Here is a 13,745-nt window from a genome sequence, read left to right on the forward strand (position 1 = left end):
CTTATTCTTTAATTGAAATGAAAATTATGCAACAGTCTTTAAAATTAATGTAACAAAAACGTGACTGATAATTTGCAATTTTACAATATAACAAATACAAAGAAAAACTATTATGAATACTACTGAAATAAAAGGAAACTGGAACGAGTTGAAAGGAAAATTGAAGCAAAAATATGCTGAATTAACAGATGACGATTTGATGTTTGCTGAAGGAAAAGAAGACGAAATGTATGGAAAACTTCAGCAAAAACTAGGAAAAACAAAAGAGGAATTTCATCAAATCCTGTCAGAATTGTAAATCCTTGCAACTCAATCAGGGAAATACCGTCTAGTAAAAATATTAGACGGTATTTTTTTGAAAAATTTATTTTAAAATCACATTTCTGTGTAATTCTATATCATTTAAAAGCAAAAACACCAAATAAAATAAGTATCTTTAACCAAATTTCTATAAAATGAAACTATTTATAAAGTTCGACATTAACACTATTTGCTCTCTTTATTTAAAACAAAACTTAGAAGAAAACAACGTAAATTTTACGACCCTAGGATTTGGAGAAATTGAGATTGAAGACAATCTTGATGCCGAAGCATTGGAAAATTTAAAAACTAAATTGGCTCCATGCGGTTTTGAAGTAGTTGAGAATCAAAAAAGTGTATTAGTTCAAAAAATAAAAGACGCGATTATCGAACTTGTATTTATGGACGACAACAATAATTACAAAAGTTCTGTGTTTTTGGCAGAAAAGCTAAATCACAGTTATGGCTATTTATCAAATGTTTTCTCAGAAGTAACTTATTCTTCTATTGAAAACTTTATTATTTTACAGAAAATTGAAAGAGCAAAACAATTGATTATTATCAATGAAATGAGTTTGACCGAAATTGCTTTTTTACTAAATTACTCAAGTGTTGCGCATTTGAGTACGCAGTTTAAAAACACGACTGGAATTACTCCTTCTGCTTTTCAGAGGATTATTAAGAAACGAAGAGAAAATTTAAAATAAAACCCAAATACCACATTCAAATGCAGAAAAACGCATTACACATTTTACTTGCCGATGATGACGAAGATGACCGTCTTTTCTTTAAAGACGCTTTTGAAGAGATCAAAATACAAACAAATGTAAATTTCGTTCACGATGGAATGCAGTTGATGGATCATTTAATGAACCCAGACAATAAACTTCCAGATATTTTGTTTCTAGATTTGAACATGCCTAAGAAAACAGGTAAAGAATGTTTGATTGAAATCAAAAAAACGGATCATTTAAAAGATATAATCATTGCCATCTATTCTACTTCTTCTTCTGAAGAAGACATTGAAGATACATTTATCCAGGGTGCAAATATTTACATTAAAAAACCGAGCGATTTCAATACGCTTAAAAAAATAATTAATGAAGTCGTGACCGTAAACTGGCACTATCATACCTCTGGGTTAAACCGTGATAATTTCTTGCTGCGACTAAAATAAGAGCATACCAATGAAATGGATACCAAATTTTAATTCTTCAAACTCATTGAGAGTTATTTTTGTAATCGCAGTTTTCATTCTGTTATTTCTTTCTTCAATTGCTTACAAACATAATCAGGACTTGAATGAATCGAGTAAACTGGTTATGCATACATACGAAATCAACATCCAGCTCGAACGATTAATGTCGGCTATAAAAGATGCAGAAACGGGCCAGCGAGGATACATCATCACTCGCAACGCCCGTTTTTTAACGCCTTATATTTATTCTCGAGACAAGGTAAACACATCCTTTATTACCTTAAAAAAATTAACTGCCGACAATGAACCGCAGCAGAAAAACCTTCAGAAACTTTTCAAACTCATTACACAACGTTTTGTTTCTTTTGAAAACTGTTTAAAATACAGCGATCCAAAAACATACGACAAAAGAAAACTAGACAACCATATGTTTGGCGGAAGAATCCTAATGGAAAACATCCGTTTTAAGGTAGACGAAATGAACGATATTGAAAAAGAATATCTCAAAAAAAGACTTAAAATTTACGATGACGAAATCTCGTTAAGTCCGCTTTTTTCAATTTCTCTATTCTTAGTTGCATTGAGTTTTATTTTATTGGCTTATCGCCAAATCAGCCGTGATTTTGAACGATTGAAGGTATTCAATAAAAGACTTTTAATCTCAAGCGGTTTAATTTCTGAATCTGAAAACATTGGTAAATTCAGCACTTGGCAATGGGATTTGGATTCTGACAAAATAGATTTCTCTGACAATCAATTTCGTTTATTGGGTCTTGAGCCAAAATCTTTTGCGCCAAATAAAGCAACACTTTTAAAATATGTTCACCCAGACGACAAAGAATCTGTTGCTAAAGCAATAGACGGAATTGTAGAAAAGAAAAATCTTCCGTTTGTTTATTATAAAATTGTACGTCCAGATTTTGAGGTTCGTTATTTTAAAACCATCGGTAAATTATTAACTGACCAACAAGGAAGTAAAATTTTGCTCGGAATTAATTTTGACATTACAGACGAGCATCTTCTTAATATTGAACTTCAGGAACGAAATAAAGAACTGGAAAAAAGCAATAAAGAATTGGCTTCTTTCAACCATGTGGCAAGTCACGATTTGCAGGAACCGCTTCGAAAAATCCAGACTTTTATTTCGAGAGTCTCAGATGCTGACAAAGCTGTTATGTCTGAAAGTGCTAAAAATTATATTAGTAAAATCGAAAGTTCGGCAAAAAGAATGCGTGTATTGATTGATGATCTTCTTTTATTTTCAAGAACCAATACCACAAAGAAAGAATTCATTAAAGTTAATCTGAACGAACTTCTGGATAATGCCGAATCAGAATTAGCTGAAATAATTGAAGAGAAGAAAGCTGTTATTAAGACAAATAAACTTCCGAAGCTTTCTGTAATTCCATATCAAATTGAACAGCTGTTTATCAATTTAATTGGAAATTCATTAAAATACAGTCAGCCCGATCTTGAACCAGAGATTTTAATTACAAGCGAGAAAGTAAGTTCTGCCGATTATCCAAAAATATTAGAACAGTCTATAAAGAAGTTTCATAAAATTACATTTACCGATAACGGAATGGGATTTGATCCTCAGTTTAAAGAAACTATATTTATTCTCTTTCAACGTCTTCATTCTAAAACAGATTATCCTGGAACTGGAATTGGATTAGCGATTTGTAAAAAGATTGTTGAGAATCATAAAGGGCATATTACCGCAGACAGCACTTTGGGCAAAGGCTCAGTGTTTACGGTCTTTCTTCCAGATTAAACTTCATTTAAAAACCACATAAAAAACGTTATATAAATCCATTATGGGAATTATATAACGTTTATTTTTTATGCTGTAAAGTAAATTCTTTCATTCATTAGCATCTTTGTAATGTAATACTTTAGGAAGTAATAATGAAAGCAATTCCCCCCGTTAAAGCTACATTTTTTAAAGTCCTTTTCTTATTCGTATTAGTATTATGCATGACGTCGTGCAGAAAAATTAATCCGATTGAAAACACTTTGAAGACACAAGCTTTTGCACAAAGTGACCGAGAAGAAACAGAAGTTTTCTTTTTTATTTCAACGGCGAATGTTAGCAAATCTATTATTTCTAAAAGTCAAATTGCACAACAAAGAAGTTCAGATGTTATCGTTCAGGAATTGGCAAAAAGAATAGAAATTCAGCAAAGCCAATTACTGGAAGAATTAACCAAAATGGCCACGTCTAAGCTCATTGTCATTACTGAAATCAACGCCACGCACAAAAGAGATTTATATAATATACTTGACGCAAACAAAAATGAATTTAACAATGTCTATCTTGAAGCAATGACAGATGCAATTTGTGACCAGATTGAGTTACTTGAGAAAATTTCCAGAGAAACAAACGACAAACAAACTTTGGAACTCGTTCTTAGATATTTACCTGAAGAATACAAGCTTTTAAGGGAAACCGAAAGAGTAAAAAAACAAAATGAATAAACGCCTATTATCTATCTATTAACTAAATTTTTTACTATGAAATTACAAGCCAATTTTTTATGCGCCTTAACACTTTTTTTATCAGCTTCGTTTGGAATGCTGCACGCTCAGGACAATAATGTGAATACCGAGTTTGGGGTAAAAGGGGGATTCAATATGTCGAATTTATATCAAAGTGAAGCCGACGATGAAAATGTTTTATACGGGTTTAATGCTGGGGTTTACGCTACTCTTCCTATTTCAGATTTTGTAGCCATTCAGCCAGAGATTTTATTTACCACAAAAGGTTCAGAGTTAGAATATAACAATGCTTTTGCATCGGGAAATACAAAATTCAGATTGAATTATATCGAAGTACCGCTTTTAGTGAGAGTAAATGTGACAAAAAACTTTAACATTCATGCCGGTGGTTATGCTTCTTACTTAGTAAGTTCTAAAGTTAGCGGGGACGGAACTTTTGATTTTGACGAAGAAATTGACGCAGACGATCTAGCTAGATTTGACGCAGGACTTTCTGCTGGTGTTGGAGTCGATTTTAACCCAATCAGCATCGGATTACGTTACAATTATGGTTTAACTACTGTGGGGAAAGAAAGAACTGTTGCAGGAACAACTTTTACGTTTCCAGACGCAAAAAACAGCAACCTGTCATTATATCTTTCTTATAAGTTAAACTAAACAAGAAATTGATTATTAACCACTAAAATAAAAGCCATGTCAAACTTATTATATACAGTTGCAGTTATTCTGGTAATTCTCTGGGCTTTAGGGTTCTTTGTTTACAGTTTTGGAAGCATTATCCATATTCTGTTAGTAATTGCCATTATCGCAGTACTGCTTCGACTTATTAAAGGTCGAGAAATTTAAAAATCACACTATTATTAAATCAACAAATTATTAAATATTAATCCATAAAATCATTTATTATGAAAACTAGTAGCACAATTTTAGGAATTTTAGGAGCCGCAGCGGCGGGAGCATTCATAGGTGTTTTATTTGCACCAGACAAAGGTTCTAACACAAGAAAAAAAATCAAAGATAAATCGAAAGATTACTCAGATAATCTAAAAACAAAATTTGATGGCATTGTAAACACGATTACTTCAAACGGTAAAGAAATTATCGAAGAAGGAAAATCTAAACTTAACCAAGTTAAAGAAGATTACAACACGCTAAAAGATGATGTTAAAACAGTAAAATCAAACTATTAATAGTCCTTTATTAATTAGTGAAATTTTCAAACCATAAAACCGTATATCATGGAACCAAATGCAACAACAAACGAAGATTTAAATCTTTACGAAAAAGCTGAAAACTACGCAAAAACAAGTTTAGAATTATTAAAACTGAAAACTGTATGTTCAGTGGCTGATGGTGTTTCATCATTAGCATCAAAGATTGCAATTGGTATTGTTGTTGCATTTTTTACTTTGTTTCTAAATATCGGGATCAGCTTATGGGTTGGAAAAGAACTTGGAGAGTATTACTATGGCTTTTTTATCATGGCACTTTTCTATTTAATTGTCGTAATCGTTGTGGTAAAATCACATCATAAACTGATAAAAACACCTATCGGTAATACTATCATTTCAAGTATTCTAAAAGAGAAATAAAAACTGATTTAATTATTAATACATATAAAAGACTAGTTATGGAGGCTATTTACACTATTGATCAATTAAATCAAAAAATTAAGGAAGTAGAAATTCGTCAAGATGCCGAATGGTGTGCTATAAAAGACCATATCGATGACATTAAGGAAAATCTAAAGCCTATTAACCTAATTCGAAATACAGTTGAAGAAATCAACGAAACAGTTGGTTTTAAAAGCCATTTGGCACAATCGGCAATCAGTATCGGAATTGGGTATCTGGCCAAAAGATTCATCGTCGGAAAAGGCGACTCAATGTTTAAAGGTGTTTTAGGTTCAATCGTTCAGCTTATTGTAACGAACTTGGTTTCGAAACCTCATCATGAATCTTCCGAAGATGAAGAATCATCACAATACGAATCATCTAGAGAGTAATTTGTCAAACTTAAATTTAATTATTATGGAAAAGTTTAGCGAAATAGTAATAAAAAATGGTGTATACGTTTACTCGAATCTATATAAATGTTTTGAATACACACGAGTATTTCTAGGTATCTAACTTTCATTATACGTTATTGGGGAAACGGTTAATGAAGATAAGACCTTCGATATATATTTTTTTAAGAGGCAAAGGTGCAGAGGCACAAAGTAACAAAGGTTTCTCTGTTTGTCTTTAAATAAAAAAGCTGAACTAAAAGTTCAGCTTTTTTATTTTATAACGTCAGAGAAAAACCTTTGAACCTCTGCACCTTTGCACCTTTACATAACAACAATACATTGCACTCCAGCGGTTGAAACTGCTGGCTATGTTTTTTGCATAAAAAAAGCCGAACATTTGTTCGGCTTTTAAATATCTTGAGTTCAAAGAGAAAAAACCTCTGAACCTTTGTAACTATGTCCCTTTGAACCTGTGTACTTTAGTACACCTCAGAAGCTTCCTTCAATTTCTCCATGTTGTTAACCAACTGAAGCTCAGAAACAATTTTCTGAATATCACCATTCATGATGTTTCCTAAATCGTAAAGCGTTAAACCAATACGATGATCAGTTACACGACCTTGCGCGTAATTGTACGTACGAATTTTGGCCGAACGGTCTCCAGAACTTACCTGAGAACTACGTTTTTTAGCATCTTCTTCCTGCTTTTTGGCCAATTCCATTTCGTACAAACGAGAACGTAATACCATCAAAGCTTTATCTTTATTTTTGTGTTGCGATTTCTCATCTTGACATTGCGCCACCAAACCTGTTGGAATGTGCGTTAAACGTACAGCCGATTTCGTAGTATTTACCGACTGACCTCCAGGTCCAGACGAACAGAAGAAATCTACACGAACATCGTTCATATCTACCTGAACATCAAACTCTTCAGCTTCTGGCAAAACCATAACCGTTGCAGCCGATGTATGCACACGTCCTTGAGTTTCTGTCTGCGGAACACGTTGTACACGGTGAACACCCGCTTCAAACTTCAAAGTTCCGTATACATCTTCTCCAGTAACTTCAAAAATAACCTCTTTGAAACCTCCAGAAGTACCCTCGTTCATATCTACAACAGATGATCTCCATCCCATAGATTCGCAATATTTTGTGTACATTCTAAACAAGTCACCTGCAAAAATACTCGCTTCGTCCCCACCCGTTCCGGCGCGGATCTCCACCATTACGTTTTTCGCGTCTTCAGGATCTTTTGGAATAAGCATAAATTTGATTTCCTCCTCCAATTCTGGCAGACGTTCTTTTGCTTCATCCAATTGCATTTTGGCCATTTCCACCATTTCAGCATCGCTTCCGTCAGCAATAATTTCGTTTGCTTCGTCGATGTTTGCTAAAATTATGATGTACTCTTCTCTCTTTTCAACAAGCGCTTTTATCCCTTTATATTCTTGGTTAAGCTGCTTATAACGTTTTTGATCAGAAATAACATCCGGCTGAATAATCAAATCCGAAATCTCATCGAAACGCTGCTTTACATATTGAAGTCTATCTAACATTTTCTAATTCCTTTTATTGGACGGCAAAATTACAAAATTTTTATCGAAAATTCTAGTGTTCATTTTTTCGGGAATTTAAGTTGAATATTTAGTGGAATTGTAATGATTTTTAGGAGCTGTTTCCTGCTATCCGCTATATCTTTTCCTTGCTAAAGAAGCAAGAAAAAGGATGCCGCTTCTATCAGGGCTAGGGCTTTGGTTTTCATAATTATCTTTACGGTTTTCCGTAATGTATTTAGATTTTATGTTCTTAGTTTTGATAAAACGTAAAATCAGGTGTTTTTACGTAATGATTAATTTAAATTTAATGCGATGTTTGTTTTTTCATAAGCATTTTAGTAGAATCATAATAAAAGATGGAAATATCAGAGCTAACATTAAAACTAATTTTACTTTTAATTCCTGGAAGTATAGCTTGCATTATTTACGAAAGATTAACTATTCATAAACAATGGACTTCATTCAAATTTATAACAAATTCTATATTGTTTGGAGCAATTAGCTATTTAATTGCAGGGGTAATATTCAGTAATTTTACATGTGACAAAAGTTTTGAATCATTTTGGGATAATTTGCCAACAAAAGACATTCCATACAATGTAATCTTAAAATCTTCGATAATTTCTATTGTAGTAGGTTTTGTTTCAACTGGTATTGATCAGTACAAATTGATTAATAAATTTGGGAAATATGTAAAATTGACCAATAAATATGGAGATGAAAATTTGTTTTCATATTTCTTAAATGCTGAAGATGTTGATGAAGTTTATGTCAGAGATATTGAAAATAATTTAACTTATCATGGTTTTGTAAATTCTTTCTCTGAAACTGATGAAATAAAAGAAATCGTCTTATTGGATGTTGTGGTATATGAATATGAAACCTCAACAGAGTTATATTTTTTAGATAAAATATATCTATCTAAAGCGAAAGAAAATTTAATTATTGAATTACCATATAAAGAAAAATAAAATGGCACAAAAACCTGAAAAACCAAGGCCGCTTAATGAAGGTCAATCAAAAGGAAATACTAGAACTACTCCAACAACTAGTCGTCAGGCTCCACCACCACCTCCACCCAAACCTAAACCTAAAGAATAATTCTTTAATAAATTATATAAATTAAAAATATGGAGGAAGAAAAAGATCCAAATTTCAAAATAGACCCCGAGAATTTCAGGATGTATTACCAATTACAGTATGATAGAATCGATAAACTAGAAACTAAACGTGAGAATTTTTGCAATTTTGTTTTAACTTTAAGTTCTGCGATAATTGTATTTTCCCTTAGTACTGATAACCGCTTAAGTCAGTATACTAATTACTTAATTGCTCTTATTATTATATTTAATGTAGCTGCAATATTATTCTTCAGTAAAACTCGTGCTTTCATTAAAATGCACCAAAAACGTGCTACAATTGCCAGTGAAAAATTTGCAAATGAACTTTTATTAATCAATAAAGAAGTTGACAAAATAAATAGTGATGGAGACTTACTTAATCGAAATAATATTTACTCAATAATTCATTTTGCAATTATTGTCATAATGCTAATGATTTTTGCTATGGAAAATAAATGTAATTGTTAATCTGTAAAGAACAGAAAAGTAATAAAATATTACCCCAATAGCGCGGATTTGCAATCCGTGCCCGCAACAGTAAGGCACAATACAAATAATTAAAAAGCCAATCTTTGTGGTCACGGATTGCAAATCCGCGCTATCGGGCGGGTTACTTAAATGAGTTCTTAAATTTCGATAATACAAATTATGAAGATCCTATGGATGTATGGAATAGAAAATGCAACTCGATAGAATTCCTTCCAGACGAACATCAGCATCTCAATAAATTAAAATAAAAAAATATGGAATTATTAGATTATATAAATAAAGATAATATCACTATTCTTATTTCATGTGTGGCATTAGGTATATCAATATGGGCTATAAGAATCAGCAAAAAAGAACTATTAATAAATAGGCTAGCATTGAGAACTGAATTTCATTTAGGATTAAGCAAATTAAAAGAGTTATTAGAACTCACAAACAAGTTAAAAAATATTAGTCCCACTAGCATTACAAAAACTAATTTTGAAAATGATAAATTGATTATAAACGAGATTTTACATGTTTATTCTATTAATGAAGAGAAAATTATCAAAACGTCTTATGCAATACCTAATCAAATTTTAGAATTAAAGAAAACAATCGAGAAACTAGAATTGAATTTTGATGGAATAGCAGAACGAGAAATTTATGGGCCTGAAATTGAAATTTTAATAAACTACTCTCGCTTATTTTTTATTCTTTCCTTGTTATGTTATCCATTTAGTATCTCAGATAAACATACAATAAATAGAGAAGAAGAAAAACTATATCATAAATTTAATAAAATGAATCTTGATTTTTTTGAGCACAAATCTAAATTAATGAATTTTAAATTCGAAAATACTTTGAATATTTTAAAAAACAATTAAACTCATTTATCGCTTTTTTAAGTTCTCCTCCTTGCTTGCAGAAAATTTTTCTAAAATGAAATCAAATTTGAATTCAAAACTTATGCAATGATTAAAACCATACCAACTACAACCTTTTTATTAACTTATTTATTCATTTGCGGTTCTTTATATTTAATTGGTTATTGGAGTACTTTTGATGTTGATATATTTAGTTTAATATCTGTATACGACATTCCTAAAAACTTTGTGTATCCATTAATGCTATCGCAAGCTGTGTATATTGTAAACATGATCACAGGTCAATATCTGATTCAAAATATTTTCTTAGAAAAAAAAGAGGATACAGATAATTTTATTGAAATAAAAAAGAGTTGGTCTGAAAAGAAACAGAGGATTATTAGTGCTTTTTCATCCATAAGTTTTTGGGTTGCACTTACCATAGTTGTTTTACCTTTTGTATTTGAAAATGCTCATAAAAATACATTTTACTGGTTTATTATTTCGACAATGCTTTCATATTTTCTTCTCTTCAAATTTGTAAATAACTCATATGTGAAAATTAAAATACAAAATAACCTCCTTCGTTTTTATATAGGACATTTTCTCACTTTTTTTCCTATTGCATGCTTTTCTAGTGGAAAAATATTAAGTCTAGATATTTACCACAACAAAAAAGTTAGCTTTTTTGATGTTATTGATAATAGAAATAATTCTCAAATTAATGATATTAAATGTCTTAAGTTTTTAGGTTTCGTTAGTGATAAATACATTTACAGCACTATAGATAATCAACAGGTCTTTATCCTAAGTAAGGAAGCTTGCAGCGGTATAGTAGTTAGCAAGAATTAAATTTCCCCTCCGCTCCACGAAGTGTTCAACTAAAAAGCTACGCAAATGTCTCCAACATTTGCGTTTTCTCTTTTTAAATCAGTATTCTAGAGAAACCTTACACAAATCATCCAACAACTCCATTTCATCTTCTGGCAATAACTGCAAGGCAATTTCAAGCAAAGTCATTACATTGACATTATTGTCTTTTGTAAAACTCGACAAACCGTTTGCATCTGGATTAAGCAAAATAATACTTGCTTTTAGCAAATCTGAAACCATTAGATTTAATTCGTTATAAGAAGATACTTTTAGCGGTATTGTATACGAGTTAATTTCTTTTGGCTCTGGTTTTAGTTTGGTAAAATATTTTCCTCTATTTATTAACTCCAACAATTCTTCAGCTCTTTCTTTATTCTCTATTTCTATTTTCATATAAGATTTGTTTTACAATTTTAAACAAATATATAAAATTTCGGTTGAAAACAATCGATTTTTAACAATCATATCAAAACAATCCATTACTTGTAATTTCATTTCTATGAAAAGAGAAAGAAAAAGTGAAATTCCAGAAGTTGTAAAAGAGCTAGGAATTAAGATAAAAGATGTGATTGACAGTAATAATTTAAAACCAAGAGAAGTTGCTCATGATGCTGAAATGGATGTAGAAAATTTAAGAAAATACATAAAAGGCTCGCAAGAAATGAAAGTAAGCACTTTGTTTAAAATTTCACAAGCTTTAAAAATTCATCCAAGTGAATTGATTAAGGATTTGTAATCACAAAAAAGAAGTTAATGAAAATCTCTAAAATTCTAATAAGAACTATTATTCCCATATCAATTACGACGTTAATTGTTATTGGATGTCTTTTCATTAATCAAATCTTCTTTACTGAACCAAATATAGCTTGCGAAACTTATCAGCTGAGTAATACAACTTACTTAACATATGCCTTAATAATAATTACTTTTACTAGTTTTTACCAAATTGTTATTGGCAATTTTATTCTTAAGCAAGATAAAAATAGTTTCGTTCTAGGTTTGTTAAACAGTCTTACTTATGCCCTATTTTATATTGGAATTTTAATCCTAATAAATTTATTTCAAAGAAAAATAGAATGGGATTTCTTTCTTATTTTCTTTTTATTGTTTTTTATTCTTGGATTATTGTTTACTGTATCAATTAAATTGTGGCGAAAAATTGTATTGTAAAAGAGCATGGAAATTAAGCTAAATCCTGATGAGTATATCGATTATTCGATACAGAAAAATAAAAACTTGCCTTTTAGAGTTGAAGATTTATTAAAATTAGTAATTCTAGTAATGCTTTCTTTTTTTATTACTCAAATCTTCCATGATATAAAAAGGTTTAATATGCAGTTTTCTATGGCTCACTTAATTCTTATATTAATCATATCAGCAGTTATTATTACTTTATTAGTTAATTTCTATAAAAGATTTTTAGTTGCTTATAAATGGGAATATATTGTTACAAATCAAAGGTTAATCATTAAAAATCATAAAAATTTAATCGAACACTCTTTTTATTTTAATTGTTTTCCTTCTTTGAACTTTGAAGAAAATGCGTATGGAAATGGTTACTTAATAATTGGAGAAAGAGAACCTCTATTTACAGAATCATTTCGCTTAAATCTTAGTGAAAATGATATTATGCTATATAACATTATAAAGATCAAAGAAGTATATTCTATTTTGAAATCAAAAATTGCAAATTCCCAAGAAATGTAAACCGATAGCGCGGATTATATTTGTTTTAATATCATAAACCGCACTTCTAAATTTTAATTAAATACTTTTCAATTGAAAAAAATAATTATTATTCTGTTTATCATAATATTTTCATCCTGCAAAGAAAATAATGAAAATGAAAAACTAATGTATAAACAACTTATACACTATCGTGATGAATTAAAAACAAATTCATTAGCTATCGATCAAGCAATAAACTTTCAATTAGAAAAGGAAAAATCACTGAAAAACATCTTAAAAGAAAGAAAAAGAATTTTACTCGAATATGAAAAATCTTTTGAGAAATTAAAATTTAAAGAAAGAGTTAAGATAGTTAAACTCCGTGATTCATTTAATAATAAACATAAATTGTACCTGCATTTCGATACTTCAAATTATGACAATAATGTATCGGACACAATTTTTAACAGATTAATGGAAATTGACTTTTATCGTATAAAAACTAGCTTTCAAAGTAGATATTTATTAACACGGGGATGTATTTAACCTGTTAGGAATTCCATCAAAAATATATGAATTTAGATAAGAAAATTGAGAGTATTAAAAAAATCATTAATGAAAATGCAGACATCGATGGTGATTTTTGGCACTACGCAGGTGATGAGTTAATCTATCAAATTCTTGATACTTTCAATGAAAACGAATGGCGAGACTTTATTCAAGAATTAAATAATTTTACGGACAATGAACGATCTCAGTTCTGTAATACGATATTAAATTATGATACTAATAGAATTGTAAAAATTGTTGACATTTACGAAATTTTCTTTACTCAATATTTATTATTGCCACTTGAAGATGCATATTGGATTCTGCAAGATATTATGTATGTAGAAAACATACGTGAACCTAATCTTGACTTGCTCAAAAAATTACGTCAAAAAATTCAAACGCTGAAAAATTGTGATATTTCACATTGGAAAGAAGATACTTTTTTGTGGGCGGAAAATATAATCGACAAAGTTATTGAGAAATATCATTATTAGTTTCTCCTACGTAGAAAGTCTATTCTCTCATTCTGTTTCTTCTTAGTTTTGTCATTTCGAGGAACGAGAAATCACACTCGTATATCTACAAAGATTGGCAAGTATACTTTGCGAAGTTTCTCGTGTGATTTCTCCTTACGTC

The 13,745-nt window shown here is 30.4% G+C and carries 21 protein-coding genes; 19 read left to right on the forward strand and 2 right to left on the reverse strand.

Features of this window, described 5'->3' with window-relative positions:
• The first annotated feature begins 112 nt into the window (after positions 1 to 112).
• From OD917_RS19935 to OD917_RS19980, 10 genes are all read left to right on the forward strand, one after another.
• Positions 113 to 298: a CsbD family protein gene (locus OD917_RS19935; RefSeq protein ID WP_111365179.1), complete on the forward strand. Its 186-nt coding sequence runs from the start codon at positions 113 to 115 to the stop codon at positions 296 to 298.
• Positions 299 to 455: 157 nt separating this feature from the next.
• Complete coding sequence (locus OD917_RS19940) at positions 456 to 1,007, forward strand: helix-turn-helix domain-containing protein (RefSeq protein WP_111283293.1); 552 nt, start codon at positions 456 to 458, stop codon at positions 1,005 to 1,007.
• 20 nt (positions 1,008 to 1,027) lie between these two features.
• A complete protein-coding gene (locus tag OD917_RS19945; RefSeq protein ID WP_125719171.1) occupies positions 1,028 to 1,477 on the forward strand; it encodes a response regulator in 450 nt (149 codons plus the stop codon).
• Positions 1,478 to 1,487: 10 nt separating this feature from the next.
• Complete coding sequence (locus OD917_RS19950; RefSeq protein ID WP_263525162.1) at positions 1,488 to 3,272, forward strand: CHASE3 domain-containing protein; 1,785 nt, start codon at positions 1,488 to 1,490, stop codon at positions 3,270 to 3,272.
• Positions 3,273 to 3,514: 242 nt separating this feature from the next.
• A complete protein-coding gene (locus tag OD917_RS19955; RefSeq protein ID WP_263525163.1) occupies positions 3,515 to 3,976 on the forward strand; it encodes a DUF4142 domain-containing protein in 462 nt (153 codons plus the stop codon).
• A 36-nt stretch (positions 3,977 to 4,012) separates the two neighbouring features.
• The gene (locus OD917_RS19960) at positions 4,013 to 4,654 is read left to right on the forward strand and encodes a porin family protein (protein WP_111283302.1); all 642 of its coding nucleotides are present in this window, start codon (positions 4,013 to 4,015) and stop codon (positions 4,652 to 4,654) included.
• 36 nt (positions 4,655 to 4,690) lie between these two features.
• On the forward strand, positions 4,691 to 4,843 hold the full coding sequence (locus tag OD917_RS19965; protein WP_125719162.1) for a lmo0937 family membrane protein: 153 nt from the start codon (positions 4,691 to 4,693) through the stop codon (positions 4,841 to 4,843).
• 59 nt (positions 4,844 to 4,902) lie between these two features.
• On the forward strand, positions 4,903 to 5,187 hold the full coding sequence (locus OD917_RS19970) for a YtxH domain-containing protein (RefSeq protein WP_263525164.1): 285 nt from the start codon (positions 4,903 to 4,905) through the stop codon (positions 5,185 to 5,187).
• Positions 5,188 to 5,235: 48 nt separating this feature from the next.
• Complete coding sequence (locus tag OD917_RS19975; RefSeq protein ID WP_263525165.1) at positions 5,236 to 5,589, forward strand: hypothetical protein; 354 nt, start codon at positions 5,236 to 5,238, stop codon at positions 5,587 to 5,589.
• Between the two features lie 38 nt (positions 5,590 to 5,627).
• Positions 5,628 to 6,002 carry a hypothetical protein gene (locus OD917_RS19980; protein ID WP_263525166.1) on the forward strand — a complete coding sequence of 125 codons (375 nt, stop codon included), beginning with the start codon at positions 5,628 to 5,630 and terminating at the stop codon, positions 6,000 to 6,002.
• 482 nt (positions 6,003 to 6,484) lie between these two features.
• Here the strand turns inward: OD917_RS19980 and prfA are convergent, their stop codons facing one another.
• Positions 6,485 to 7,561 (reverse strand): peptide chain release factor 1, encoded by a 1,077-nt coding sequence (prfA, locus tag OD917_RS19985; protein ID WP_111365195.1) that lies wholly within the window; start codon positions 7,559 to 7,561, stop codon positions 6,485 to 6,487.
• Positions 7,562 to 7,917: 356 nt separating this feature from the next.
• Between prfA and OD917_RS19990 the strand changes: the two genes are divergently transcribed.
• The 5 genes from OD917_RS19990 to OD917_RS20010 all read left to right on the forward strand — a co-directional run bounded on the left by OD917_RS19990 (position 7,918) and on the right by OD917_RS20010 (position 10,868).
• Entirely contained in the window at positions 7,918 to 8,532 is a 615-nt protein-coding gene (locus tag OD917_RS19990; RefSeq protein ID WP_263525167.1) for a hypothetical protein, read from the forward strand.
• A gap of 1 nt (position 8,533) precedes the next feature.
• Positions 8,534 to 8,662: a hypothetical protein gene (locus OD917_RS19995; protein WP_263525168.1), complete on the forward strand. Its 129-nt coding sequence runs from the start codon at positions 8,534 to 8,536 to the stop codon at positions 8,660 to 8,662.
• 29 nt (positions 8,663 to 8,691) lie between these two features.
• Positions 8,692 to 9,150, forward strand: a complete 459-nt coding sequence (locus OD917_RS20000) for a hypothetical protein (RefSeq protein WP_263525169.1) — start codon at positions 8,692 to 8,694, stop codon at positions 9,148 to 9,150.
• 275 nt (positions 9,151 to 9,425) lie between these two features.
• Positions 9,426 to 10,037 (forward strand): hypothetical protein, encoded by a 612-nt coding sequence (locus tag OD917_RS20005; RefSeq protein ID WP_263525170.1) that lies wholly within the window; start codon positions 9,426 to 9,428, stop codon positions 10,035 to 10,037.
• 87 nt (positions 10,038 to 10,124) lie between these two features.
• Positions 10,125 to 10,868 (forward strand): hypothetical protein, encoded by a 744-nt coding sequence (locus tag OD917_RS20010; protein WP_263525171.1) that lies wholly within the window; start codon positions 10,125 to 10,127, stop codon positions 10,866 to 10,868.
• A 78-nt stretch (positions 10,869 to 10,946) separates the two neighbouring features.
• Here the strand turns inward: OD917_RS20010 and OD917_RS20015 are convergent, their stop codons facing one another.
• On the reverse strand, positions 10,947 to 11,282 hold the full coding sequence (locus OD917_RS20015; RefSeq protein WP_263525172.1) for a hypothetical protein: 336 nt from the start codon (positions 11,280 to 11,282) through the stop codon (positions 10,947 to 10,949).
• Positions 11,283 to 11,388: 106 nt separating this feature from the next.
• Here OD917_RS20015 and OD917_RS20020 point away from each other — a divergent pair, with 106 nt between their 5' ends.
• From OD917_RS20020 to OD917_RS20035, 4 genes are all read left to right on the forward strand, one after another.
• Positions 11,389 to 11,625, forward strand: a complete 237-nt coding sequence (locus OD917_RS20020; RefSeq protein ID WP_263525173.1) for a helix-turn-helix domain-containing protein — start codon at positions 11,389 to 11,391, stop codon at positions 11,623 to 11,625.
• A gap of 440 nt (positions 11,626 to 12,065) precedes the next feature.
• Positions 12,066 to 12,596 (forward strand): hypothetical protein, encoded by a 531-nt coding sequence (locus OD917_RS20025; protein ID WP_263525174.1) that lies wholly within the window; start codon positions 12,066 to 12,068, stop codon positions 12,594 to 12,596.
• Between the two features lie 72 nt (positions 12,597 to 12,668).
• Entirely contained in the window at positions 12,669 to 13,103 is a 435-nt protein-coding gene (locus OD917_RS20030; RefSeq protein ID WP_263525175.1) for a hypothetical protein, read from the forward strand.
• Between the two features lie 26 nt (positions 13,104 to 13,129).
• Positions 13,130 to 13,603, forward strand: a complete 474-nt coding sequence (locus tag OD917_RS20035) for a hypothetical protein (RefSeq protein ID WP_263525176.1) — start codon at positions 13,130 to 13,132, stop codon at positions 13,601 to 13,603.
• The last annotated feature ends 142 nt before the right edge of the window (positions 13,604 to 13,745 follow it).

It is taken from the genome of Flavobacterium sp. SH_e, assembly GCF_025717045.1.
In the GTDB taxonomy this organism is placed as follows: domain Bacteria; phylum Bacteroidota; class Bacteroidia; order Flavobacteriales; family Flavobacteriaceae; genus Flavobacterium.